General features: G+C 41.4%; 19 protein-coding genes. 5 read left to right on the top strand and 14 right to left on the bottom strand.

All coding sequences use genetic code 11. The annotated features are described in order from the left end of the window. Positions 1–4: 4 nt before the first annotated feature. Entirely contained in the window at positions 5–1855 is a 1851-nt protein-coding gene (locus ACFSYC_RS11495) for an OmpA family protein (protein WP_377127418.1), read from the top strand. A gap of 15 nt (positions 1856–1870) precedes the next feature. Here the strand turns inward: ACFSYC_RS11495 and ACFSYC_RS11490 are convergent, their stop codons facing one another. Then, a complete protein-coding gene (locus ACFSYC_RS11490) occupies positions 1871–2560 on the bottom strand; it encodes a hypothetical protein (protein WP_377127416.1) in 690 nt (229 codons plus the stop codon). Continuing rightward, positions 2557–5250, bottom strand: coding sequence for an MBG domain-containing protein (locus tag ACFSYC_RS11485; RefSeq protein WP_377127413.1), 2694 nt, complete (start codon positions 5248–5250; stop codon positions 2557–2559). The genes ACFSYC_RS11490 and ACFSYC_RS11485 overlap by 4 nt, the downstream gene beginning before the upstream one ends. 440 nt (positions 5251–5690) lie before the next feature. Between ACFSYC_RS11485 and ACFSYC_RS11480 the strand changes: the two genes are divergently transcribed. Further along, positions 5691–6599: a hypothetical protein gene (locus tag ACFSYC_RS11480; RefSeq protein WP_377127410.1), complete on the top strand. Its 909-nt coding sequence runs from the start codon at positions 5691–5693 to the stop codon at positions 6597–6599. 467 nt (positions 6600–7066) lie between these two features. Beyond that, entirely contained in the window at positions 7067–9616 is a 2550-nt protein-coding gene (locus ACFSYC_RS11475) for a hypothetical protein (RefSeq protein WP_377127407.1), read from the top strand. A 16-nt stretch (positions 9617–9632) separates the two neighbouring features. Here ACFSYC_RS11475 and ACFSYC_RS11470 read toward each other — a convergent pair whose 3' ends face one another. The 3 genes from ACFSYC_RS11470 to ACFSYC_RS11460 form a co-directional block, all read right to left on the bottom strand. Continuing rightward, positions 9633–11660: an alpha-galactosidase gene (locus tag ACFSYC_RS11470; RefSeq protein WP_377127404.1), complete on the bottom strand. Its 2028-nt coding sequence runs from the start codon at positions 11658–11660 to the stop codon at positions 9633–9635. 154 nt (positions 11661–11814) lie between these two features. Then, a complete protein-coding gene (locus ACFSYC_RS11465) occupies positions 11815–13917 on the bottom strand; it encodes a plastocyanin/azurin family copper-binding protein (RefSeq protein ID WP_377127402.1) in 2103 nt (700 codons plus the stop codon). 29 nt (positions 13918–13946) lie between these two features. Next, positions 13947–15410, bottom strand: coding sequence for a 3-keto-disaccharide hydrolase (locus ACFSYC_RS11460; RefSeq protein ID WP_377127400.1), 1464 nt, complete (start codon positions 15408–15410; stop codon positions 13947–13949). A gap of 180 nt (positions 15411–15590) precedes the next feature. Between ACFSYC_RS11460 and ACFSYC_RS11455 the strand changes: the two genes are divergently transcribed. Then, positions 15591–17204, top strand: a complete 1614-nt coding sequence (locus ACFSYC_RS11455; protein ID WP_377127398.1) for a Na+/H+ antiporter — start codon at positions 15591–15593, stop codon at positions 17202–17204. Positions 17205–17211: 7 nt separating this feature from the next. Here ACFSYC_RS11455 and ACFSYC_RS11450 read toward each other — a convergent pair whose 3' ends face one another. The 8 genes from ACFSYC_RS11450 to ACFSYC_RS11415 form a co-directional block, all read right to left on the bottom strand. Next, a complete protein-coding gene (locus ACFSYC_RS11450) occupies positions 17212–17961 on the bottom strand; it encodes a tetratricopeptide repeat protein (RefSeq protein ID WP_377127395.1) in 750 nt (249 codons plus the stop codon). Further along, a complete protein-coding gene (locus tag ACFSYC_RS11445; RefSeq protein ID WP_377127392.1) occupies positions 17951–19744 on the bottom strand; it encodes a BatD family protein in 1794 nt (597 codons plus the stop codon). Before ACFSYC_RS11445 ends, ACFSYC_RS11450 begins: the two co-directional genes overlap by 11 nt. A 17-nt stretch (positions 19745–19761) precedes the next feature. Then, positions 19762–20469: a tetratricopeptide repeat protein gene (locus ACFSYC_RS11440; protein WP_377127389.1), complete on the bottom strand. Its 708-nt coding sequence runs from the start codon at positions 20467–20469 to the stop codon at positions 19762–19764. Continuing rightward, positions 20466–21506 (bottom strand): vWA domain-containing protein, encoded by a 1041-nt coding sequence (locus ACFSYC_RS11435; protein WP_377127386.1) that lies wholly within the window; start codon positions 21504–21506, stop codon positions 20466–20468. Before ACFSYC_RS11435 ends, ACFSYC_RS11440 begins: the two co-directional genes overlap by 4 nt. Beyond that, positions 21506–22510: a vWA domain-containing protein gene (locus ACFSYC_RS11430; protein ID WP_377127383.1), complete on the bottom strand. Its 1005-nt coding sequence runs from the start codon at positions 22508–22510 to the stop codon at positions 21506–21508. The genes ACFSYC_RS11435 and ACFSYC_RS11430 overlap by 1 nt, the downstream gene beginning before the upstream one ends. Then, on the bottom strand, positions 22497–23486 hold the full coding sequence (locus ACFSYC_RS11425) for a hypothetical protein (RefSeq protein WP_377127380.1): 990 nt from the start codon (positions 23484–23486) through the stop codon (positions 22497–22499). The genes ACFSYC_RS11430 and ACFSYC_RS11425 overlap by 14 nt, the downstream gene beginning before the upstream one ends. A 6-nt stretch (positions 23487–23492) precedes the next feature. After that, entirely contained in the window at positions 23493–24374 is an 882-nt protein-coding gene (locus tag ACFSYC_RS11420; RefSeq protein WP_377127377.1) for a DUF58 domain-containing protein, read from the bottom strand. An 86-nt stretch (positions 24375–24460) separates the two neighbouring features. After that, entirely contained in the window at positions 24461–25507 is a 1047-nt protein-coding gene (locus ACFSYC_RS11415; protein ID WP_449288989.1) for an AAA family ATPase, read from the bottom strand. A 200-nt stretch (positions 25508–25707) separates the two neighbouring features. On the opposite strand from ACFSYC_RS11415, the gene ACFSYC_RS11410 reads away from it, so the two are divergent. Further along, complete coding sequence (locus tag ACFSYC_RS11410) at positions 25708–26391, top strand: GDSL-type esterase/lipase family protein (protein WP_377127375.1); 684 nt, start codon at positions 25708–25710, stop codon at positions 26389–26391. Positions 26392–26465: 74 nt separating this feature from the next. On the opposite strand, the gene ACFSYC_RS11405 is transcribed toward ACFSYC_RS11410, so the two are convergent. After that, positions 26466–26846, bottom strand: coding sequence for a DoxX family protein (locus ACFSYC_RS11405; RefSeq protein WP_377127372.1), 381 nt, complete (start codon positions 26844–26846; stop codon positions 26466–26468). Positions 26847–26852 lie beyond the last annotated feature (6 nt).

The raw sequence follows: 26852 nt of genomic DNA, 5'->3' as shown, positions 1-26852 counted from the left end.
AAGAATGAAGAGAATAACAACTATCATATTACTTACTATTGGCTTATCATTAAATGGCTCAGCGCAAGATCAGTTGAATAAAATGCAATTGGCTGATAATCTCTTCAATCGCGACGAATATTTTAAAAGCTTGAGCATCTACCTTGATCTGGCTAAAAAGAACCAAACAAAAGTCCATGTTGTTGAACGCGCGGCTGATTGCTATCGTTTAATGAATGACTACGATAACGCAGAGGTTTGGTATCAAAAAGCAGTTGCATACCCTGACGCTCAAGTTATTGATCATTTTTACTATGCAGAGATGCTTCTTAGAAACAAAAAGTTTAAAGAAGCAAGAGGTGAGTATAAAGTATATGCTGATTACGAAAACGCGGAAATATTGCCGTTAAAATTGGCGGCGATAGATTCTGCTCAAAAGTGGATTCAAAATCCATCGGCAGCATATATTTTGCAGAATGAGCAAAAGTTCAATAGCAAATATTCGGACTGGGGACTAAACTACCTGGACAAGTCGGAATTTATATTTATATCAGACAGAAAAACTAACGCTAAACAACAGGCAATAAACGCCAGCAATGGCGACGGTTATTACAAACTTTATAAAGCTACCGACACGGTTGTTACTGCTGTTGAATTAAAGGTTAAAAACAATCCTATTTTTTCCGGGAATTATCACATTGGGCCAATTGCATTAACATCATCAGGGGATACGGCATATATCACTGTAACTACTACGGTACCTAAAAGTAAGCTTTCAATTGATGATAAAACTATTGGTACCGCGCAAACTTTATATACCAGGCGCCTGCAATTGATAGTGGCCAACAAAGTAAATGGCGAATGGACGAATTTTAAAAACTTTAGTTATAACAGGGTTAAAGAGTTCTCTATTGGTCATGCTGCCCTGGCTAAAAATGGCAGCACTCTTTACTTTTCATCTGATATGCCCGAAGGCGAAGGCGGCACTGACATTTGGTATTGCACAAAAAAGGCGGACGGAAATTGGGACGCCCCTGTTAATTGTGGCAAGCTAATTAATACCAAAGAGAACGAAGCGTTCCCTACCTTATCCGCCGATGGTAAAAGATTGTATTTTTCATCAAAGGGTTTACCAGGCATGGGTGGTTTCGATATATTTAGGGCCGATGGAAAAGACGCTGCCTGGAGCATGCCTGTCAACTTGAAATATCCGCTTAACAGCACAAGCGACGATTTTTATTATTCAACCAGCAATGACACTACCGGTTATATCTCGTCAAACCGCGAAGGTGGTAAAGGTAGTGACGATATTTATAGTTTTAACTACGACCGCACGAAGAGTACTGATAGGCCACCATTTATTGCAAAGTTGCCTAATATAAAAGAGCGTGCCGCGCCTGTAGATAATGGCCCTTTAAATCCAAAAAACATAATTACATCCGGTAGTCCGGGTATCGCTAAAGGTGGATTTGTACCCTCTCCGCAACCTTCTTCAGCAGTAGTTGAGCTTAAAAAAGGGGAAGGTGTAATATTGATAAACATCTATTACGATTTGAATAAATCAAATATCCGGGAAGATGCTGCTGAAGAATTGGATAGGTTAGTTCAGATTCTGAAAGAACATCCGAGTATCCGTTTAGAGGTTGCTTCGCATACGGATTCTCGTGCGCCCTCAACTTATAATATGATTTTGTCGCGTAAACGTGCTGATGCTGCCGTGGCCTATATGGTAAAACGAGGTATTGCTACAGACAGACTAGTACCTATAGGCTATGGCGATACCAGGTTGCTTAACACTTGCCGCAAAGGCGAATACTGCACCGAAGATGAACATCAGCTAAACAGACGTACGGAAGTTCACATTCTGCAAGAATAGATCCGCAGAAAGCGTCTATTGGATCTTAAATTGAAATAATCCCGAATCGGTGTAGTTTCCGTCTGCATCAAAAGTTATTATACGCCAGTAATATGTGGTATTAGCTGTTACTGCTACATCTTTTAATTGACTTTCGGTAAGCCCGTTTTTGATAGCCGGAGGGTTTGACGTGGTACCTAAGCATACGGTATAGCTTGCTATGTTGTTACCCACAGAATTACCGGCCCAATACAACTCTATTTTTCCGTTACTGGGGGTAATTACCTGCCCAAAAGCGGGGTACATAATATCAGCCGGAAACGGAGGATAACTTACTATGCCTGCTCCGGAATTGTAAAATTTCCACCCATCGCTTTGTGTGGTTGTAGATGATGAGTTTTGTTTGGCTGATATATACCATTCGTAAGGTGTGTTACGCAATAAGGTGGCGTTTATTTTTGTGTCGATTGTGTTGATGGTGGTTGAGGTATAAGTAAGCAGGTTTTTCAAAACTAAATCATAACTATCTGTATTAACAGCCGGGTTCCACGTAAATAATACCTGGCTTTCTGTAGCAGAAATAATGGTGCCTGATATACATACAGAATTTTGTGCAGGGGTGGTCAGCGCTGGTTTACCGGGTATGGTTGAGGTTACGGCTTTATTCTTTTTCTTGCATCCGGCAACCGCTAACACAATGAAAATAAAAATTAAGTACTTCCTCATTTCTTCAAAATTTTATAAGATGATATTTTGTTATCCAAACTGAGATTCAAATAGTAGAGACCCGCACCCAATTCTTTTAGGTCTAGTTGTAGAATGCCGGCCTTGAAGCTATAAGCCCGGGTGTAAATCTCTTTGCCAGAAACCAGGCTAAACACACTGACGTGGATCTGTTTTGATACACTTTTACCAATGTTAATATTTAAGGTATTAACAAAAGGATTAGGATAAGGAGTAAAATCGTTTACAACAATTTCTTTATCAAAAACACCCTGGCAGAGCCGATCTGTAGTTACGGTAACCTTGTTAGTGCCATTGGCTAGCGGGAACGAAAGTTGAGTTTGAGCCGTTGTATAAATCTTGCCATTTAGGTTAACAATGTACGATGTGCCCCCATAAAGCTGCAAAGTTATACTGTTTTGAGTTCTGTCGACGTTAGAAAACACGGACAGGTCTTTTGGCTCAACTACTTTAACGCTGTAGCACTGCGAATAAATTTGCCCTACTACAGTAATACAAATGGTATAAGTACCGGGCTTTAAATTACGTATAGTAACCGTATCTGTAAAATTGAACGATGTGTTGCCATTACCTGAATCTGTGACGGTAGCCGTGTAATTTAAGTTTTTGGTAGCTTTTATAGCTACCGAGCCATTATTACTGCCTTTGCAGCTGGCCGAATTGATCAGTAATTTAAAATTTTGCGGAGGTAATATAAATGCAGCCGTTACGGTTGTTACCGGCGAAACGGCGGAACGCCCGTTGGTTATGATACTGACTGTGTAGTCGCCTGATTTGGTGGCCTTGTAACTTGAAGCCGTGGCTCCCGGTATAGATGTCCCATTGTAATTCCATTGATAAGTGTAGCCTGCGGGATACGTTACCGACAGGATAACTGAATCGCCTGCTAAAAACGCAGTTGGACCGGCGGCACTGATCACTGGCGTGCCGGATATTGTTAAGCTCCCCGGTACATAAGAGAAGTTATAGTTATTAGCAATCCCATCACTTACAGTAATAGGATAAATCCCGGCTGCAGAGGCAGTAGTGGCGGTTGTTTGCGCTACCGGTAAAGTGGTTATTTTGGTGCTATCCTCGCCACTTGCAAAGCCAGAATATTTAAATGTTAGCGTAGGATTTTGCTGGCCAGTGATTTTTTGTTGATCATTGGCGGTAACCGTTAGCAGACCTTTGGTTATGGTTAATTGCTGTGTTATAGCGGGCGCAGGCTGATAGCTTGCGTCGCCGGCCTGGTTAGCAGTAATGTTGGTAGTGCCCAAACCAATTACACGTATAGCATTGTTAACTATTACCGCTACTAGTGTATTGCTGCTGGTGTAAGTTATTGGTATTCCAGGATTAGTACTTTTAGCAAAATTCTTAATATCCGGCGCTCCATATCCGGCACTGGTAATGCCGTTAAAGCTTAATGTCTGCGGTGCCGTGTTAGAGACGGTGATATTTATATTGGTGCTTGCAGCAAGAGAACGCGTATACCCCGCAACTGTATAGTTTGTAGACGGCGATAAAGCACTTGGCGTGCCTAAAATAGTAGCCTGGCCATCAAAGATTAACCCGCTTGGCAATTTTGGCGATATTTTAAAGCCGTTTAGTGATATGCGGCGTACTTGAAAGTTCTGTCCATCAGCTATAAGCAAATTGCCTGTAAAATCATATCCAATACCGCACTCTACGCCATATCTGGCCGATGTGTCTACACCTTCAAGATAATTTACACCATCGTAATGAACGCTATCGGCCCCGGCAAAAATTGTGCTAGTGCCGGTGGTAGATACTTTGGTAACAAAACCTTGGCTGTTACTTACAAAAAGTACGCCCGAACTGTCAATGGTAATACCTGTGGGTTTAGACAAGTTGGTGTTACGCACAACTGTGCTTACAAAGCCCGCAGGACTTACTTTTCGTAATGCGTTATTGTTTCTATCTGCAACATAAATCGATCCCGTACGGTCAAGTACCACGCCGTAAGGTAAATAAAAGCTAGCTGATGCGCCGGGTCCATCTACTAAGGCAGGAGCGCCATTACCTGCTATAGTGGTTACTCCCCCCTCTTGCGTAACTCGTTTTATACTGTTACTATAAGTGTCAGCCACTATAATATCCAAATTGGCTCCTACAGTTAGGCCGTAAGGCAAGTTTAAGCCACTTTTTGTTACGGTTGTAACCACACCTTCAGGCGTTATTTTACGGATACTGTTATTGCCAAAATCTGCAACATAAACATTGCCATCGCTGCCGGCAGCTACGCCTGTAGGGTAATTAAATTTAGCCGCTTTGCCGGTACCGTCTGTATTGCCGGCCCCGTTGCCGCCAGCTAAAGTAGAAGTACTACCATCGGGTTCTATTTTTCTGATAGCATTGTTATTGGCGTCCGCAACAAATATATTGCCATAACTATCCATAGTTATACCAACCGGGTTTGCAAAGCTGGCCATATATGACGTTTTAGAATCAAAATAACCATAACTGCCATTGCCGGCTATACCGCTGCCCTGTGCATAAAAACCTTCAGGTATTTGCGGGCCGGTATTAGTAATTTTTATCGGACTTATTGACTTACCTATGGCAAAATTTTGCGGCGTAGTATACGAAAGGACAGGCGTCTGTGCGTAAACTGTATTTACCAACAAAATACCCGCAAAAAAGTAAAATAACTTGTAAAGTCTATTCATACACAACCCTTTGTCAAATATATCGATATTTAGTACTTGTTGTTAAACAATTAAATACTAACCACACAAAAACGTATTGTCCTTTAAGTTAAACTGGGGAGACGATAGTTTTTGCTCGATAATCTTATCTCGTCGCCTCGGAAAAATTCAGGATACGAGTCGATAGTTTACGCTACAATAGCCGACAAAAAAACTGTTGGGGTGATACACTTGTACAAGTCGCTCGCGTTTGCACCGCGATCCTGATGTATAACAATTTCCAAAATCGCGAACTTTTAGTAACTAAAATCCGTTTAAGAGTTATTACGGCATTAATCGACATTACTTATAGCTACATTTAATTTCTTTAAAATAGCAGCAAGTGATAAGTAAAATGCACACATGTGGCGTTTATTATCTAACAAATTAAGTCAATACGGATGTTTCCCCTAACTACCCCAGTGTTATTTATAGTATTTAACAGGCCCGAAACCACAATTAAGGTTTTTGCGGCTATAAGAGAGGCGCGCCCTACTCGTTTATACATTGCAGCAGATGGCCCGCGTCCGGGTAATCAGTCTGACATAGATAATCAAAAGGCTGTTAAAGAAATTGTAAGCAAGGTGGATTGGGCATGTGATGTAAGAACATTGTATCGTGAGCATAATTTAGGTTGTGGTAAAGGCCCGGCCACTGCCTACGACTGGTTTTTTGAACACGAAGAAGAGGGAATTATTTTAGAGGATGATTGCTTGCCTGATCAAAGCTTTTTTAGGTATTGCCAGGAGCTTCTAAAGAAATATCGCCACGATACAAAGATCATGCATATTGCGGGTAGCAACTTTCAAAAGGGTTGGAAAAGCGATGAAGATTACTCGTACTATTTCTCCTCTTACCCGCACGAATGGGGATGGGCTACATGGCGACGCGCCTGGAAATTGTACGATTTTGACGTAAAGGATTATCCTGAGCTGATTAAGAAAGATTACTTTAAAGGGTACTTTGATTCAGAGTTAGAACAAAAGTACCGCCTTAGTAAAATCAAAAATAGCTATAATAACCCCAACGTAAACTGGTGGGATTATCAATGGTCGTTTACGTTATTCAGTCATTCCGGCTTAGCCATAATTCCAAATACTAATATGATAGAAAATATTGGTTTTGGCGCAAACGCTACCCATACCCTGTCTGCAAATGATGAATTGAAACAAAACAAAGCGCAGCCGTTAGAATTTCCGCTTAAGCATCCTTCATTTGTGATACGCGATAGTAAGTCAGATCATCGATATTTTAATAAACTACTGTTTAGCATTTTTAAACGTAAAATATTTAGCTTATTCCGGATCAAGGGATATAACTTTGGTGGATAAGTCTTAATTGGCCAAAAAATATCTTTATAATATTCTTGAACTTGACTCGGTAAATCCTTTACACCGGGTTTGAAGGTACGCCATCCCGACTCTTTTCATCACCGGGATTTTATTAATCGCAAAAGGCAGGCGTTATTACACACCAGTGTTATTGTGCAATATACATACTTCAGCACAATTTCTTAATCACATCCCTTATTTGTTAATCAATATCTGCTTTGGTGTTTTTTTTTCATTTAAGTTAAAACATCCAAATGTATTAGTAAATTAGTCGGGGTAGCAATGACTAAATTAACTTTTTGACGATAAGATACGGGACTTTGCTAACTAAACTGGATTATCCTACCATGGCTAAATCCTATATTTAATCAATTAGATGTAACTTAATGAATAAACGTTATATCGTCAGATTTGACTAATGCCTTTAAGTAAGATTTTAAAATACAGCCTAAATCAGAAGAAAGATAATGAGTAAGATATCATTACCTAAATATGAAGAGTTAAAACGGATAATGCTTGTGAATGCCGGCATAAACAATATGTTACCGGCAGAGTGCAGGTCATTATCTGACCGGGTATATAAAAAAATTGGTAATCGCGTAAGTGAAACAACTTTTAAGCGCATTTACGGGTTTGCTTACAGCAAGTACAGCCCCTCTTTATTTACGTTAAACGTGTTAGCTAGGTATTGTAACTATAAAAGCTGGGACGACTTTTCGCAAAAGCAAGAAAAGAAAGTTGCAAGCACGAATAATAACCAAAATTTAAACTGGCAATTATTAAAGCAAAATGCCAATAAAATAACTGACTTTACCTTACAAGCCTTAAGAAATAAATCAGGTATTCCATATAATCATACGATTGATAGAGCGTTCATCGATGACCATTTTGACGAGTTTTTACAGTCGGGTTGTACAGCTACAATACTGGCCGCTCCAGCAGGGTATGGCAAGACTATTGCGATTTGTCAGTGGGTAGAAAAGAAGATCGCTATAGATGACTTGAACGATAGCAATGACATTATACTACTATTTAGTAGTAATGCGATAATGAGCGTTCTGGTTAGTGGCCGAGATATTCATGATTGGATGTTGGCTCTTTTGGGTTACAATACAGACCATGATCTTAACGTATTACTTGATATAAAACAACGTGGCGGAAGCAAGTTCTACCTCATAGTTGATGGCCTGGACGAACACATGTTTAAAGGCGAAGGTTTTAAGGTAATACTTAACCAGTTAATTGATATATTTTCCTTCTATCAGCCGCATGATTGGTTTAAACTAGTGCTTACAAGCCGGTCTGCTACCTGGATAAACAATAGGCACGAACTTGAAGTTGGAAATAATACATGGTATACAGGCTTTAAAGATTCCGGCTCAGTCAATGTGCCCTTATTTAATCTTAACGAAATAAAGATCTTATGTCAAAAAATTAAACCCGGTACAGAAAATTCAATGGCTATCAACGTTGCCGAAAATTTTAACCACCCGCTTTATTTTCAATTTTTTTATCAACAACATAAAGACAATTTTACGTTAGCAAATGCAGACCGTGTTTGCTTTTACGATACCATTTCAACCTTTATCTACAATAAAGTGTACCTGGGGCATTATTCTGCCGAAAAAATATTACTAATAAAGGACCTTGTTGAACAACTTGATATTGAAAATAATATTAGCCAGATTAATAAGCTGGCGTTAAATAATATTATTAAAAAGCATCCGCATGCTTATCAGGAGTTATTGAGCGTAGGTTTTATCAGGGAATTGAACGAAAGTAATACTTACCAATACAATACATATATAATATTTGGCAACAAAAACTACCTTGAGCATAGTGTTGCTAAAATAATGCTGTTTAATAATGGTAACCTTCTTGATGCCGATTTGGTAAAAACTATTAATAACAAGTTAGGCAGTAATCAGCACAAGTTAAACATCTTAAAATGGTGTATCATACACGCTATAAAATCTGGCCAGTTAAAAAGTATAGAGTATGTTACCGATATCATTCTTTCTACAAATGAAAAGTCCGAGCTAATTACGTTTTTAGGCGAGGTTTTACAAAGTGAATATTCTTCGTCGAACAGAAATGATGCATTAATGCTTTATTTCAAACACTCGTTCAGCGAAAAGCTTTTTGATTATTTCTTCGGCTTAGAGCTTATTAATTCCGATTATAAGAAGTTTTTGGGTGTACTGCTTAAGTTTGAACTTTCAAATCGCAAAAAGATACTTATTCATTCAACACTCGCTATTATCGCAGCTATTCAGTTAGATCTTAGCGAATTAGAGGTTAGCCTTGCTGAATTGAAAACCTTTCCTAAAGGAGAGTATGAATCATTCCCGGTAAACCCATTAAACTGTCTTGATGCTATCTACTATCATTTAAAATACGGCATTATCAAAACGGAGGCCCTGGCAGACATTGCTCAGCTCAATTTTAACCCGGGATTGGCTTCGGGCTTGAAAGTTAGCGCTACCAATGATATCATTTATCTGCTCGCTTTACATACCTCTATTTTGAGTAACAACCCTAAGAAGGTATTGCGTTTTGCTAATTTCCTTAAAACTCATTACCGAAACGATGTCTCCGAGGAAAATACAATTCAATATGGCTTTTTTATAAAAACGGTTACCGCTAACGCCCATTTTGAATTAGGTGATACGCAAACAGTTACCGATTTATATCACTCGGTATCTACAGCTTATAAAGAAAACGATGAATTGTTGACGCCCTACATGCGTATACTTCTGCATAATTTAAAAATCAAAACACTTATTAATACGCCAAAAGAAAATTTGATAGCAACAGAAATGGAGGCTGTAGGTAGTATTGCTGGTCAGTATGGCTATAATTTTACTAAACTGTACATATCAGCTATTATATTGAAAAGCCTGACATTGAATAAAGCCATGCCCAAACTTTACGAACAAATAAATTACGAATTCAATACGATTATAAGCAAGTATAAGCTGAATGCTAAATTGTTTTTGCAAACAATAAAAGTTTAAAGGCGCTGACCCATCTTTAGTTTACTTTATAGATATAAGCACCCTCTTCAGTAAAAGAGATTTTAATATCACCGCTGCCGCTCTCCGACTTTCCCCCCAATAGTTCGGTTAGTTGATACCTTCGCCCTGTTTGCAAACCTAATTTTGTAGTATTAAGCGCTACTATTGCCCCTTGCTTTTTATAGTTAAATACTGCCAAATAAGTACCGCTTGCGTCTTTCCTGATAAAACTTTTTGAAGCCTCACCTGCTTCTCCATCATCAACCGGAGTAAATGCTTTCCCGCTTTTTATCAGTTGCTTAATTAGGGGTTTTTGAAGCCAGTCTTTAATTTCTTTTTGCCACTCCGCATCTTTACTGTAATCATCTCCCAAAATTACAGGCCCTAATATTAAACCAGAAATTAATCTGGCCCGGTTGGCTCTAACCGACTCCTTTTCAAAGACCAAATGATCTGCATCTACATAATCGTAAAGATATGTTTGCCACCAGCCGTAGCTGAGGCTATTTAAAGTATACTCAGTGTCTTTTATAGATTTAAAAGCATCACAAGCAATACGGCGCATATGCGTATAAGGGGCGGTAGCCATTGAGGGTGATATGGCCGCGTAGATCAACATGGTGTTACCCAAAGCGTCTGACACTGTTTCCATTCCTACTTTGTATGCTTGCATCCCAGTATGAATGGAAGGATCGTAAAATTTGGTTGATTCGGCCGCCGCATGTCCCAGGAAATCAATTTTGATCATCGTAAAGCCGCAATCTTTAAATTTGCCTAAAAGGTAAGCTACGCGGCCCTTCGTTCCGGGATGCGTTGGGTCAAGCGCTCTGGCACCATCGATATCATGATATCCCTTACTGGTCTTAGTCCACATATCCGCAAATTTGTAATTACCGCCTTCGGCAATACGCTCTTTATTTTTTGATTGAAAACCCCAGTCTACAAACGGCGCCCAATATATACCGGGTTGCAGGTTGCGTTGTTTACAATAGCTTACAAAGTCTTTCAGCTTAGAAAAATCTCCGTTAAACCCACCTTTAACCATGTTGTCCCAATACGAGTCCAGATCTATGTAAGCCGTCCCATCCTCGTTTTTAAAGGCTGGTATCTGCTTGTCGAAAAAATCCACAACGCCTGTTGCGTTACCGTAATTTAGTTTCGAGCCTAAAACGCCCCAGCTGTTCCATCCCACGGGTGTCGCTTTAGCCCAGCTTTTTATATATGATGGAGTAAGTGATTTCGCAGCTTTTGCATAGTTTTCAAGTCCTGTACGCCAGTCTTTAAAGTATCCGATAAATACTTTCGGCGACTTGATATGATCCCCTTCCAACGAACCATGAGGCATTGAGTCTCGCGTAACGGCAACTTCGTTAAGCCCACCCCAAACCTCTAATTGAGTAATTATGTTATCTTTCCCGGCACTCTTCACGCCCGATTTCCAACTGTCATGCGTTAATGAACCCAACACTAAGCCTTTTCTTGATTGCCTGTCGTATATCACGCCAACCTCGGCACTGATATTAGCCTGGTCAGAAAGCTCATTTGATTTATACCTGATAAAAGTATCATTATCAAAAGGCACAAAAAGGGTTTGCAGATTGCTGCCGTTAACATTTGCTTTAGACGCCACCAGCGGAGCCATATAGTTTGATTTCAGTTGTTGCCCCTGTAACTCCAGTTCGGTAACGATATAATCCTTTTCGCGATAGCAAAAAAAACGTTGCACCATTACCGGAATACCCGCTTTGACTGAGGTAAGCGTTACTAATTGGCCACTTCCTAGCTTATCATTAAGCCGTTGCTGTCTTAAAACACGTTTTGTGTAGTTAGCTGTGCCGTATTTTTGGTTGCCGATGGTGTATGATGCAGAGGCGTCAGTAATGATCGTCTTAGTGCCATATTTTACGCTATATAATCCAGTTGAAGCATTTATTATTAACTGATTGTTAGCGCCAAAGGCAGCTACAGTAATCTGGCCTGGTTGAGCAGACGCGTTGTAACAAAAAAAGAGGATTAGCAGTAGTGCAGCGTATTTACGTAACATAGTCAAAACTTTATCTGCATCAAAAATACCTCAAATCGCCGGAGCCATGTAAAGCTATTTGGCAAACCTATTAAACAATAATGGCAATAATGATTGAGGAGTATCCCCTCTCATTATTGCCATTAAAGCTAAGTTATTAAAACAGTATATCTACTTATTCCACGATCAAGGTTCCGGTCATCACATAGTAATGGCCGGGAACGGTACATACATAAGTGTATTTACCTGCCTTAGGCGCAACAAAATAAATTGTTTGCGACGAGCCGGGGCCTACTAACGTAGTATTGAATAATATTTTAGGTGTATTAGCAATGTAGCTTAGCTTAACAGCCTGTAACCCTAATTTACTCCCCAGCTCTCCAACAGCAATAGCCTGACCTTCTGGCACAACAACAAAGTTATGCGGCATATCATCGTTATTATTAAAAGTCAATTTTACTTTGCTGCCAGCTTTGACTTTAAGCTCCTTAGTATCATACTTTAAACCCGGCACGGTACCCAGGTTAATAGTCTGATCAATTTTAGTCCAGGCAGCCGGCTTAGTTAACTGGTTTTTCTTTAAAGCAGCAGCACCTTTAGTGGCGGTTTCTGCCTTAGCGGTTGCCTGAGTAGTAGTACCCATGTTCATAGTCGACATATCATGCGCCATTTTAGCTTTACGCTTAGGTACATTCAATTTAGCTCCGTCAGGGATATTATTTAAGGTATAATAAGCTACCGGATGCAATACGTTGTAAGCGCTATCTGCTGATACAATCTTTTTGTCTAGTTTAATTTCATGAACGTATTTCTCGCGTAAGCTGTCGGCAACCAAACGTACTCTCAAACCGTCTTCAGACACGATAGCCGCGTTAACAATGTGATTTTTCTCTCGAATGGTCTGACTACCATATACCGGATGATATTTGTAGGTAAATCCGGTGATGTTGTAAGCGTCTGGATCGGCAGCAGCTTGTTTGTTAACCGGTTGGGTAAACTCAATTTCAAAACCATCAGGCATTGCTCTAACAGCCTTCATTTCAAACGGAGTTTTCTTTGACCAAACCAAGCGCTCTAAACCAAATATTTTCTGTCCGGTTGAACCCCAGCCACGGCTGGTTTGACCAACAAATAATGACTGATCTGCACCCCATTCCAGTCTCATTACACCAGACTCAAAGCCTTCGCGAAACGCAAACGCAGCGCCTTGATCTAAGCCTTTAACTTTCTCTAAGAAAACACGGTTGATGCGACTTTGAGCTTGGTCGCCCACTAATACTTGTCCCGCAAAAGGTCCCCAATCCGCATTGTTTGGTATTTGTGTTAAAGCTGATGTAGAGTTACCCATTACACCGTGTGGTAACCATACCGCTGGTGTTTTATATCCTTTTTTAATTTCACCGGAAACTTCTGCCAAAGTTTTGAACGGGCGATTAGGGTCACGATCTTCAATTTTTCCTTCGGGATCATTAAAACGTGGGTTAACACGCGAGTATATATCTTCGGTACGTACTTTTACCGGCGATGCCGGGTCAGCTGCCCAACGCAAACCTGCAGGGTGCATGGCGAAATCGCCTCTGTCAAGCTGCATTATATAGCCAGATCCTACCCAGTCGCCCTGATTTTCTGCATAAAAATATTTACCATCTACTAAACCTTGTCCGGCAGGCGAACGGAAGCCTGTAGCAAACGGCTTCATTGTTCCATCGGGCGAAATCTCTAAGCACCATGCTCTCCATGGCACTAAGCTTTTACCTCTCCACCATTCGTTATCAAAACCTACGTTTAGGTTAACCATCATTTTACCTTCTGGTGTAACCACCGGGCCGTAAGAGTATTCGTGGTAATTACCTGATACCTGCCATGCGTAAACAGTTTCATAAACATCCGCTTTGCCATCGCCGTTTTTGTCTATAAGTTTGGTTAACTCGCCACGCTGAACGCAGTAAAAGTTGCCCTGAAAGTAAGCCAGGCCTAAAATTTCATGTAAGCCCGATGCGAATTTTTTGTAATAAGGCAACGTGCCATTTAACTGGTAAGGGTTTTGAATGATATAAATATCGCCACGACGTGTAGCAACACCCAAATCGCCGTTAGGCATTTTGGCCATGCCGCCAACCTCAAGCTCAATACCTTCGGGTACCGGCACGGTTACAATGCGATAAAAATCTTTCTCAGTAGGCGTAGTTTTTGCAGGTTTGTTTTGAGCAAATGCCGTAGTACAACCCAGCGCCGTTACAGAAAAAGTGAATAATATATTTTTAAAAATAGCTTTCATCTCAATATGTTTTTTACCTTATTAACTAATTACCAGATCAGTGAATATTGAACAAAGGTTCCTTTGTCGGTATTCTTCAACGGCAGCAACATCTCCTTACCTTTTGCAGATGCACGGATAAGTGGTTTAACACCCTTATCCAACTGCACATAATAAGTAAAGTTGTTTATAGCATACATGCCATTACCCAGGTCGGCAATATCGCTACCCTCGCTTACCCGTACGTAAAGATCTTTAGGTGCTGCAAGGCCATCAACGCTAATTCTGCGTAACAGGCCTTTGCCATCGTCACTGGTTGATCTATCGTTAATTTTAACGCCATCGTACTCATATTTAAAAGTAGGTATGCCGTCGCCATCAAGCTCATAGCCTTTTGGTTTGTAAACCATTTTAGCTAAAGTATCGGGCCATGCATCGGTTTCGCTACGGACATATGCGAGTGCTGGTTTATCGTCTAAAGAGACAATACTTCCGTTAGCTACAGAGTTACCGTCGCCGCGAGATAACCACATTGGGGACGCATTTACAAAATTGCCTTTCCACAGTTGGAAAATTGTACCGTTGCTTAGATCATAGCCATAGCTGATATTTTTTAACAGGCCAACGTTGGCGGCATGGGTTACCCTTTTGCCGGGGATATCAGCGAAACTGCGAAAAACGATAGGCGTGCCATTAACTTCAACGTTTACAGGTTTTTCACTCGAATCCCATACATTACGTGTCCCATCTGCCTGCGTGTTGTTTACGCGGGTGCTGTAACGAATATTTTTTATCGCAATCGCGCCATGGTCTCCTTGAATACGCAACGGACCGGTAGCGGCTTCGTTAGGGAAAGCAGATCCGCGGGTTGGTGCTTGCAACTCGGCGTTTTCAATAATTGGTACACCGTTTAACACTATACTAACTATACGTGCGTTAGCTATCTTTTTGCCGCCTGCATCAAACTTAGGTGCCTGAAAACGGATGCGGATATTTTGCCATAAACCCGGCGCGCGGCTAACGTTGATACGTGGCGCAACACCATCATACCCTTGTTGTCCGGCAGGTCGGCTATCATCCCACCGCTCATAAATTGAGCCAAGATCGCCGCTGGTTAAAGCTGATTTACCCCAACTATCAAGCAACTGAATTTCATAGCGGCCTTGCAGGTAGATACCGGAGTTTGACTCTTTAGGCATCATAAAGTCAACGCTCAGGTCTATGTCGCCATGCTCCATTACAGTAAAGATGTCCTTATTCTCGCCTTTACCGGGGATGCTGACCAATATACCGGCACCATCCGTTTTTGTTACGGTGTTGTGCTTGGTAAAGTCGGCAGCGGCAGAGTCGGCAACAGACCAGTTGGCACTTGGAGATTTGAACGCCGAAAGATCATTCAGCGCTATTGATTGCTGAGGTTGTTGTCTGTTTTGAGCCGAAGCAAAAAAAGGCACACAAACCGCCCATAAAAGCATCTTTTGTGGGATACGCTTTAGCAGGTAATTGTTTTGCATAGTTTTATCTTTTATAAAGCAATAGCAACTTGCGTTGCATGAATTGGTATTTACAAATATGTGATTATAAAATCAATAATTCAACTTTTATCTTGTATAGTCAACTTAAGTTTTTGAACATAAAATTTTGATTTCTGTTGTTTTATTGGCTGATTTAGCGCTTTATTGTATTTTTAGAGCATGCATACTGCCGTCATCCAATATACCTGCCTTTTAGCCGTCATTTTATTTAGTGTAATGTTGGCCCAAAAGATCAAGGTGGCCTACCCCATTTTACTTGTACTAATTGGCCTTCCGTTAGGGTTTGTGCCATTTTTACAAGGGGTTGAAATACAGCCCGAACTCATATTTATTATATTTTTGCCACCACTGCTTTATGAAGCTGCCTGGTACACCTCATGGAAGGATTTTTGGAAATGGCGCCGCGTAATCAGCAGCTTTGCTTTCCCCGTTGTGATACTCACATCATGCGCTGTGGCGTTTGTATCATCGAGCCTGATACCTGGTTTTACCTTAGCTACGGGCTTTTTATTGGGCGGCATTGTATCTCCCCCTGATGCAGTGTCGGCCAGCGCGATATTAAAAAACATAAAAGTGCCTAAACGCTTTGTCACCATAGTTGAGGGCGAAAGTTTGTTAAATGATGCATCCAGCTTAGTGGTTTTCAGGTTTGCCCTGGCTGCTATACTAACCGGCAGTTTTGTATTTGCCGATGCCGCTACTGATTTTGTGCTGGTGATAGTTATGGGCATTGCCATTGGTTTATTGGTAGCGCTGCTATTTTATTGCATTCACCGGTGGTTACCAACATCAAATAATATGGATGTAATTCTGACCTTTATAACACCGTACGCCATGTATATGGCGGCTGAAGAGTTCCATTTTTCGGGTGTATTGGCAGTAGTAAGCGGTGGCTTGTTCATGTCTGCAAGGCAACACGAGTTTTTATCACATCGAAGTAGGTTACAAAGCATTAATGTTTGGGAGGCAGTAGCTTTTGTACTTAATGGATTCGTCTTTATATTGATCGGACTTGAGTTTCCTGTTATTATTAAACACCTTGGCCCGGCAGGCATTGCACCGGCTATAAAGTATAGTGCCATTGTGATCGGTGTATTAATTGTCGGGCGTTTTATATGTACTTACGCTGCTGCTGTTGTTACCGTTGTAATGGGTAAGATCATAACCGTTGCAGACCCAAACCCCGGGTGGAAAGCGCCTGCCTTATTGGGTTGGACAGGCATGCGTGGCGTGGTGTCGCTGGCGGCAGCTTTGAGCATACCGGTGGTCTTAAAAAGCGGGGGGCCATTTCCTAACCGGGATATGATCTTATTTATCACCTTTTCGGTAATATTGGTTACACTTGTATTACAAGGACTTACACTGCCATTGTTAGTGAAATGGATTAACATGCCCGACCCGGATATGTCCATGCCGACCGCACAGCAGCGGCAGTTGGTACGTAAAAAGCTAGCCCAATTATCGCTTAATTTATTGGATACAACCTACCTGGCTCAAGCTGAAAATAACGATATGATTAAATCGTTAAAGATGCGTTATAGCGCTGACATGGAATTGCTTAAAGATTGGGAGAAAGACGACAATATCACTCGCGCCGAAGCGTATTACAAAGATTACCGTCACGTTATGGCCCGCTTACTTAAAGAGCAACGAGACCTGTTATTAACCCTAAACAAAAAGGAAAACATCAGCGATAGCCTGGTGAGGCACCAGCTTGAATTACTTGATTTAGAAGAAGAAAAGCTGCGCCAACACTTTGAAATCGCTGATTAATTTAGGCTTAAATCTCCTTAATATCGTTTGATTTAAGCCAGCCTTCGGTTCCGTTTGCCAGTATTATCCTGGTGTAGCCACCGCTGGTTTCTTTCAGGTTAACTTTTGTGCCCTCATGCAGTACAAAAGCGGTTTTCGCTTGTGTAGCCGGGCTACTTTTAACATTGGCTACACTGGCGAAGATGATTCCCTGCTTGTTTGTACTGAAATAGTCGACCTGGTTTTTTGCCATTAAGATGGAAAGTAATGCCGCTACAAAAAAAGCGATTGCCAGGAAGAATGAAACCTTTTTTATTGCAGGCTTTAGGCTAAAAAAGTAAGTGATAAGCAAGATTGAAGCAGTTATGAGTGTAACTACTGCAATTATTGCCCAATTATCTACAGAAAAACGCAACACTATTCCGTTCCACCATTTTGTTAAGAAAAACTGCGGGGCTTCTTCAATTTTGTCAACTGTTCGGGTGCTGGCAAATCGGATGTTGTGATTGATGTCTTCATCGCCAGGCGACAAGAGCCGAGCTTTTTCAAAATATAAAATCGCTGACGGTAGCTCGCCCGATTTGAAATAGGCGTTGCCCAAATTGTAAAACAGCGCTGCAGACTGCTGCCCGCCATTAATAACTGACTGGTAACTGGCAATGGCTTCCTTGTATTGGCCCTTTGCATAAAAGGCATCGCCCTCCAATCCATCCGCCGCAAGGCAAAAGGTTGATAATGCCAGAAAGCAAAACAATATAATGAGCCGTTTAAATTTCATTTTCAATAGCATTAATGATGTTCTTTGCTTTTTCAAAAACCTCGGTAGGTGATATGTGTGTTACCGGCGCATAACGGGCCATTTCGCACAGATCAATGGTTTCTAACAATTGCGTAATCAAGCCTTCACTTATCCCCCTCGCCTTCAGTGTCGCAGCAACGGTTTCCCTGTCCAGATCTGCATATGATAGATTGAGTTTGTGGCTTAAATAACCATAGAAACCTTTAAACAATTCCTCATAAAACGCTTTGGTATTGTTGGCTTGCAACTCTTTTTTAGCAGCGGCCAGGTGTTTTGCGGCAAGTTTACCAGCTCCCCTGCTTTTTACTTTAACAATGTCGCTATTGTACTTGCGCATTATATTGCGGTAAGCAAAAGCTCCTGCGCACATTACCGGGCCTAGTAGCAATAACAAATAAAAATCGGTGGACCCAAAAAAAGCCTCGCCCCGCTTTTTTAAACCTGCATCGCCCGTTTTTATAAAGTGAATATCCTTGTCCAACGGTTTATCGATTTCGGCATCGTCAGCTGCCAGTGAAGCCACGTTTTCGTCGGCAAGGCCTTTCTCAACTTTTACGTTGAAAGCTTTGATTTGCAGGGTTACATACTTTTTAGTTGCCGGATTAAAGTATGAGAAGTTTAGCGGTTGGATAGTAAAATCGCCTTTACGCCTTGGTATCACCACGTAAGTATAATCGCGATAGCCGGTTAAGCCCTTGTTAGTGATATTAATGCTATCTGTTAATTTAGGATCGTACTTTTCAAAGTCAGCAGGAAATATCGGATTAAGATCTTTCAGTAGCTTAAGGTTGCCCGCGCCCGAAATCCTAACCTTATAATTTATAGGTTCGTTGGCTTTTAGGTGGGTTTTATCAACCGATGCCTGGATACTAAAGTTGCCAACCGCGCCGGCAAAGCCCGGCGGCTTACCAGTCGCAGGCAATGGCTTTACGTGGATGACCACCGGCAAGCTTTTGGCCATATAATTAACCTCTTGGACATTATTGCCAAAAAACTGATCCATAAAATCGCGCGGTGCACTTTGTACACGCGCAATAAACTGCATGCTAAATGGCTCAATGGTAATGTTGCCAGAATGCTCAGGGAATAATACCACCCTCCGCAGATCAGCCACGTTATAGCGCTGGCCTTTATAGGTATCTATCTTAAATTGTGCAGGTTGATTGCTGCGTACCTCTTCTGCCCAAAAGCCGGTAAGATCCGGCATTTTATTAAGTTGATTTTGCAGAATGTCTACCCGGGTGTATACCCGATAGGTTAAAGTGATTTGCTGGCCCTGATATACATCTGATTTATCAACCACAGCCCTTAAGAATAGCTGTTTCGATAGGTCTACTGTATTTTCTCCCTCAGCTTTCGGGCGATTGTTGTTTTGTGGAACGACTTTGCCCTTAACCACCGCCATCTTTATCGGGGCTGATGTGTACTTTTTTCCGTTAACGGCTACAGTTGCCGCACCAATACTGAATGAACCTTCACGCACGGCCATTAATATAAAGCTATAGGTTGTATTGTAAGCCCTGTTACCGGTATTGTCAAACTCCATATAGGTTGATACATTGGGGCCACTTAGTAGCTGAAAATCGGCCATAGCCGGCGGCGCAAATCCTTCAACGTTACCGTTTATAGAATACGTGATTTGAAACTGCTCGCCCGTACCTACCGTTGTTTTACTTGCTGACGCCTGGAACTTAACCTCCTGCCCAAACAGTGCAGCCGCAAACAACAACAATAATATGGTTATGTAATATTTGATCTTCATTTATCAATTGCGGATTGCTACCAATCTTTTAAAGGTTTCCCCGCCACACCTTTTGCTTTTTTACCTTTTAACTTCTCCTGGGTTTGTTTCTCCTGGTTGTTAAGCGCGTCTAACATACGTTGCGCGTCTTCCTTGGATATTTTATCAGGCTGAGGCTGTGGTTGCTGCTGCTGGCTTTTATCGTCTTTTTTATCCTGATCCTTTTTGTCTTTATCGTCTTTGTTCTGATCCTTTTTATCCTGGTCTTTCTTGTTTTTATCCTTTTTCTCGTCTTTGTTTTTACCGTCCTTACCCTTATTTTGCTTTTTTAGCTGATCCATCGCATAAACTAAATTATAGCGCGTTTCTTCGTCTTTTGGATCGTTCAATAAAGCCTTTTTATAAGCAGCCACACTCTCCTCCAGTTTTTTACTTTCTAAAAGTGTGTTACCCAAGTTATGGTAAGCGCGGGCGGTAGTAGTTTTGTCTTTGTTACTTTCTGCAATTTTCGAGAATTGCTCAGCGGCTTTGTCGTACTTTTTTTGTTTGTAAAAAGCGTCGCCAAGGTTAAACTGTCCTTCAACGCTTTCCTTTTTCTTCTCTACAGCTTTGGTATAAAGTTCCGCAGCCTCAGTGTATTTTTTTTGCTGATACAGATCATTACCTTTTTTAACATAGCTTTTATCCTGCGCCTGTAATCGCGCAGCCGAAAGCAAAATCACACCTATTATTAATATCGCTCTCATCCGTTCCTTACCTCAAATAATTTAACGTTACTTAAGCGTACACTTTTACGGTTAGTAATAAAAAATTCAATAGCCAGGCAAAGCAGCGCTAAACCTATCAGGTATTGAAAGCGATCTTCGAAATCCTTAAAAGACTTGGCATCATAAGTTTTACGCTGAACTTTCTCTATCTGGCTTGTCACAATATTAAGGCCGCTGTTAGCATTGGTAGCCCGTACATATGTCCCCTTACCGGCGGCAGCTATCTCTTTACACATGGCCTCATTTAGCTTGGTAATTACAGATTGCCCTGAGCTATCGGTGCGGAAACCAACTTGTTTATTATCGCGATAAACCGGCATTGGGGCTCCCTCTTCTGATCCCATGCCTATAACATTTACAGATACATCCTGATCGACCGCTTTTTTAACAGCAGCAATAGCATCATCTTCATGGTTCTCGCCATCTGTAATTACAATCATAGCTTTACCTGTACCGTTTTTAAAATCAAACGATTTCAGTCCAAGCTCAATAGCCGCGCCAATAGCTGTGCCTTGTGTTGGCACCATATCCGTATTTATGGTATTTAAAAATAGCTTGGCGGCGGCGTAATCTGTTGTTACCGGGAGTTGCACGTATGCCTCGCCGGCGAAAACTATCATGCCTATACGGTCGCTGTGCAAATTATCAATTAACTGAGATATGGCTAGTTTGGCATTCTCTAACCTGTTTGGCGCCATGTCCTGTGCCAGCATACTGTTTGATACGTCAAGCAGGATCATTAAATCAGCCCCCTTCCGTTTTTCTTCCACTATCTTTGATCCAATCTGCGGGTCAGCAATCCCAACAACCAGAAAGGCAAAAGCCAGCATAAACAGCGCAAACTTAATCTTCGGGGCAGAAAAAGAAACCGCGGGAACAATTTTGTTGATTACCTGGCGATGGCCCAAAGCTTTAAGTGCTTTTTGTTTCCAGTTATTAACCCACAAAAATATCAGCAGAAAAAGCGGGATTGCAGCTAATCCCCATAAGTATTCGATATGTGCAAAACGTAGCATTAGGTTAGCGCTCCTTTCAGTAATGTATTTTTAAAACCAAACTCTAACACTAAAAACAACAGCCCAATAAAGGCAAACGGGAAAAATAGCTCTGTTTTTTTATTGTATTGGGTTACATCAATCTTGGCTTTCTCCATTTTGTCTATCTGCTCATAAATATTTTTAAGCGCTTCGTTATTAGTAGCCCTAAAGTATTTGCCGCCGGTAATGCGCGCAATTTTGGTAAGCGTAGGCTCATCAATATCTACCGCTGCGCGTTGGTACTGTACGCCCATAGGCGTTTGTACCGGGTAAGGAGCAAAGCCTTTTGTGCCTAAACCAACGGTATAAACCCGCACGTTAAACTGCTTCGCGATTTCGGCAGCGGTAATAGGCGGAATTGACCCCGAGTTGTTTGATCCGTCTGTAAGCAATATAACCACTTTGCTTTTTGCTTCGCTGTCTTTAAGCCTATTGACTGCAGTTGCTAAACCCATGCCTATGGCGGTACCGTCGTTTATCATCCCGTTTTTAATATCGGCAAACAGGTTAATCAATACCGAGTGGTCAATAGTTAAAGGGCATTGTGTAAAACTTTCGCCGCTAAATATCACCAGGCCAATACGGTCGTCAGGGCGGTTCTTTATAAAATCGATAGCGATGTTTTTACCGGCCTCTAAACGGTTAGGTTTAAAATCTTCGGCGAGCATACTGCCCGATATATCCGACGCAATAACGATATCTATACCCTGCGTGGTACTATTTTGCCAACTCAACGAGGTTTGAGGACGAGCCAGTGCAACTACTAAAGCAATAATGGCCAGGGATCTGAAAACGATCTCGAGGTGCCTTAATTTTGGCACCACGCTTTTAACCGGCAAAGTAAAGCCCTTTATAGACGAGATATTTAAGTGGCCAACAAGTACCTTTTGCCGCCATATATACCAGGTAACCATTACCGGGATAATCAGTAGCAACCAAAAGAAATCGGGCGATGCAAATTCGATACTTTTAAATAGTTCCATCAATGCCGCTCCCTCTAGTATGGTTATTTGTGGTCGATTTGCTTTCCTCTTTGGTTTTTAATACAAACGCTACAGCATTATCCATGCTTGTCTCGTTTTCAATTGGCAGAGGATTAAACTTGGCAAACTTAGCCAAATCGGCTAGCGTTAAAAGCTGTGTTAAAAGTACGTTAGCTTCGCTGTTCATAGCCCGATTGTTGAGCGAGGTCAATATCTCGTCGGTAGTCTTCTCATACACCTTTATCTCGTAGCGTTGCTCAAGGTATTCGCGGATAATGTCCGCCAGTTCGGTGTGGTATTCTTTGAAGTCACCTTGCTGCCATACTTTTCTGGCATTCAGATCGGCTAATTTACCTAAGGCAATAGTATGCGGTGGTACGGCAGGTTTAAGTATATTTATAATCGCATCTGCCTTTGGCCGGTTGCGCAGATAATAAACGATGCCCCCTATTAACACAATCATCCATAAAACGGCAAGTAGCCAAATCCAATTATCCTTAACCCAATCCATAAAGGTGTACGTAACAACTATGGGCTGTTTAATATCATAGATAGCTTTTGAGGTATCTATTTTGACCGTTTGCACCTGCAATGATAATTCGTTGCTTCTTAATGCCCCCGCCGAAGTACCAAAGGTAAAAGCCGGTAAATTATGAATACCTGCCTCAAAGCTGGTGATGGTATAACCCTGGGTTACCGTTATTCTATTTTTATCTTGTTGATCAACAACTGTATCGGCCTTATTGGTACTTACAATTTGTATTGGCCCGGTAATAGTATCCTGAAGTTTTGGAAAGGTTACACGCTCATTAGCCGCCTGGCTAACTATTAAAAACAGTTTGGTTTGGTCGCCTATTTTAATTGTAAAATCTTGTAAAGAAGCTTCAACTTTTACAGACTGTGCCGATGCTATGCCTGTATAAAGGAGTGTCGTACAAAGCAACCTGAAAGTGTATTTTAAAAACATTTTATTCATGGTTGATTATCGCTTTTTCTCGCGCTTTTTAAATAATGTCATCAATGGTTTAACGTAACTTTCATGTGTACCTATTGATGTGGTATCAACCCCGGATTTTTTAAAGGTTTCTTGTATACCGGCGTTTCGGCTCAACGCTTCTAGTTTATACGCTTCGCGGATGTTTTTATCGCCGGTATTAACCCAGGCTATCTGGCCGCTTTCTTCGTCTACCACCGGGATCAATCCAAGATCAGGAAACTCGTTTTCATGATTATCGAATAATCTCAGCGCAATTACATCATGCTTTTTGTTGGCGATCTTTAGCTCGGCTTCAAACACAGGGCTAATAAAATCTGAAATAATAAATGCGGTACATTTCTTTTTGATAACCGATGTAAAGTATTTAAGCGCGCCGCCAACATCAGTGCCTTTATTTACAGGCTCAAAAGCTATCAGTTCCCTGATGATCATCAGGATATGGCCGCGGCCTTTTTTAGGCGGAATGAATTTCTCTATCTTATCGCTAAAAAATATCACCCCTACTTTATCATTATTCTGTATGGCAGAAAATGCTAGCACCGCGCATAACTCTGTAGCCAAATCAAGCTTTTGCTGATTAATGGTGCCAAAATTACCGGAGCCGCTCACATCCATCAATAACATTACCGTAAGCTCGCGCTCTTCATCAAACACCTTAACATAAGGGTGGTTAAAACGAGCGGTAACGTTCCAGTCTATAGTGCGGATCTCGTCGCCCACCTGGTATTCGCGCACCTCGCTAAAGGCCATACCTCGGCCTTTAAACGCCGAATGGTATTCGCCCGAGAAGATATGATTACTTAACCCGCGGGTCTTGATCTCTATCTTCCTAACCTTTTTTAATAATTCCTGGGTATCTCGTGCCATGTTGAAATAGAGTTAAGAGGCAATAGTCAGAAGGTTTTTGAATTTCCGTTCCTGATTCTTGACGCTTAATTCCTCGATTCTAAATATTAAGGTACCTCTACCGCATTTAATATACCGGTGATGATGTCTTCACTAGTCATGCTTTCGGCTTCCGCCTCGTAGGTTAAACCAATACGGTGACGCAAAACATCGTGCGCTATTGCTCTAACGTCTTCCGGAATAACATAACCACGTCTTTTTATAAACGCGTAAGCTTTTGCAGCCAGCGCCAGGTTGATGCTTGCACGCGGCGAACCGCCGTAGCTGATCAGATTTTTATAATTAGCAAGTTTGTACTGCTCGGGGTAACGGGTAGCGAAAACAATGTCAATAATGTATTGCTCAATCTTTTCGTCCATATAAACCTCGCGCACAACTTTACGGGCACGTACAATATCCTCGGGCTTAATAATAGCGTTTGGTTTTAGCATACCTTGCGGGGATATGTTTGCCCGTATAATGCGTTTTTCGTCCTCTTTACTTGGGTAGCCAATCACTACTTTCAGCATAAAGCGGTCAACCTGCGCCTCGGGCAGCGGGTAGGTTCCCTCCTGCTCTATTGGGTTCTGTGTAGCCAGTACCAGGAAAGGGTTTGGTAGCGGGAAGGTATTATCGCCAAGGGTTACCTGTTTCTCCTGCATGGCCTCTAAGAGGGCACTTTGTACTTTTGCCGGTGCCCGGTTAATCTCATCGGCCAAAATAAAGTTCGAGAAAATAGGCCCCTGCCTAACTATAAACTCTTCCTTTTTTTGGTTGTATATCATGGTACCTACTAAATCGGCAGGCAACAAGTCTGGCGTAAATTGTATCCGGCTAAAATCTGCCTGGATAGCTTTAGCTAAGGTGTTAATGGCTAATGTTTTTGCCAAACCGGGTACGCCTTCTAAAAGTATGTGCCCGTCGGCCAGTAAACCTATCAGCAGGCGGTCTACCATAGCTTTCTGACCTACAATTACTTTATCCATCTCCAAGCGCAGCAGATCAACAAACGCGCTCTCGTGCTGGATCATCTCGTTGATGGCACGTATGTCCGTAGAATATGAGGTTGGTGCACCAGCTAAGGGTTGCGCTGTATTACTTAATGATTCTTCCATTTAGCAGTATTAAATATTGGTAGGCAAACTTAAACAGCAAATCAATTTTTTGCCAATCAAATTGCCGGTAATTTTGTTAAAAAGTGTTAAATTTTGTGAGAATGCTTATTAGCTGTAATGTTACATATTATCTAAAACTTATGAACCAAATTTTAATTTTTTGCAGTATTTTGCAACACCAATTATAATTACCCCTTAAAATGAAAAAGCACTTTATTATAGCATTAGCTTTTAGCTTGTTTACCGTTGTGCAGTTTGCCAAGGCGCAGCAGGTACCAAATCCAAAACCACCCATGTGGGACGATGTGCAGGCCATTAAAAGATACGACGGCATGTTTGCCCCACCGCAACACCCCATTATATTTACCGGCAGTTCATCTATCCGGAGATGGGACGATGCACAGTGGATCTTTGCTAATTACCCGGTACTTAATCGCGGTATAGGCGGCGCGGTAACTAATGACGTTTTATTTTATTTAAATGATATCGTATTAAAATATCAGCCCAAACAAATTGTGTTATATGTGGGCGAGAACGACCTGGTAGACAAACGTTTAAACTCGACAGTAGATTCTGTTTACAACCGTACCATGAAGTTGTACAGCGCTATTCGTGCAAAAATGCCCGAGGTGCCTATCCTTTATATTGGTATGAAACCCAGCCCGTCGCGCGAGGTAATTGTACCTATGGAGCTTGAGTTTAACAAAAGGATGAAAGACTTTTTTGCTAAAGAAAAGAACACTAAGTTTATTGATATATACCCCCTTATGCTTGCCAAAGACGGAAAAATGCGCCCCGAACTTTACGTAGGTGATAAACTGCACATGACAAAATTGGGTTATGATATTTGGGAGAAAGCCGTAAAGCCAAATTTGATCAAATAACAAATTTCTTTATAAAAAAACAAAGGGCAATACTTCATCAGTATCGCCCTTTTTTTTTTACTGGTAGTGCTGTATTACAGCGTCTTAACAGGCTGGCCGTATACTTTATGGTAAAGCATATAGGACGCCGCACCCAGCCCAATAGCTAATAGCATAAACAGTAGTGCTGAATTTACGCCAAACACGCATATTAATGAATAGGTAGCGCCAATCAAATCAAAAAACAAACCCGCATAGGCCCATTCTTTTATGCGGTAGTAGCCCGGAACAAGGATAGCGATACATCCTAAAATTTTAGCCACACCGATAAAGGGGATGAAATAAGCTGGATAACCAAGTTGCTTCATAAAAGCCACCGCCTCTTTTGCCATGGTAACGTTAGAGATGGAACTAAAGATCATAAACCCAGCAAACAGCAGGGTAACCACCCAACAAATAACTTTTGTTACTTTCATATTGTT

The organism is Mucilaginibacter antarcticus, assembly GCF_042686155.1.
Lineage (GTDB): Bacteria > Bacteroidota > Bacteroidia > Sphingobacteriales > Sphingobacteriaceae > Mucilaginibacter > Mucilaginibacter antarcticus.
This window is presented reverse-complemented; position numbering and strand designations above follow the sequence as displayed.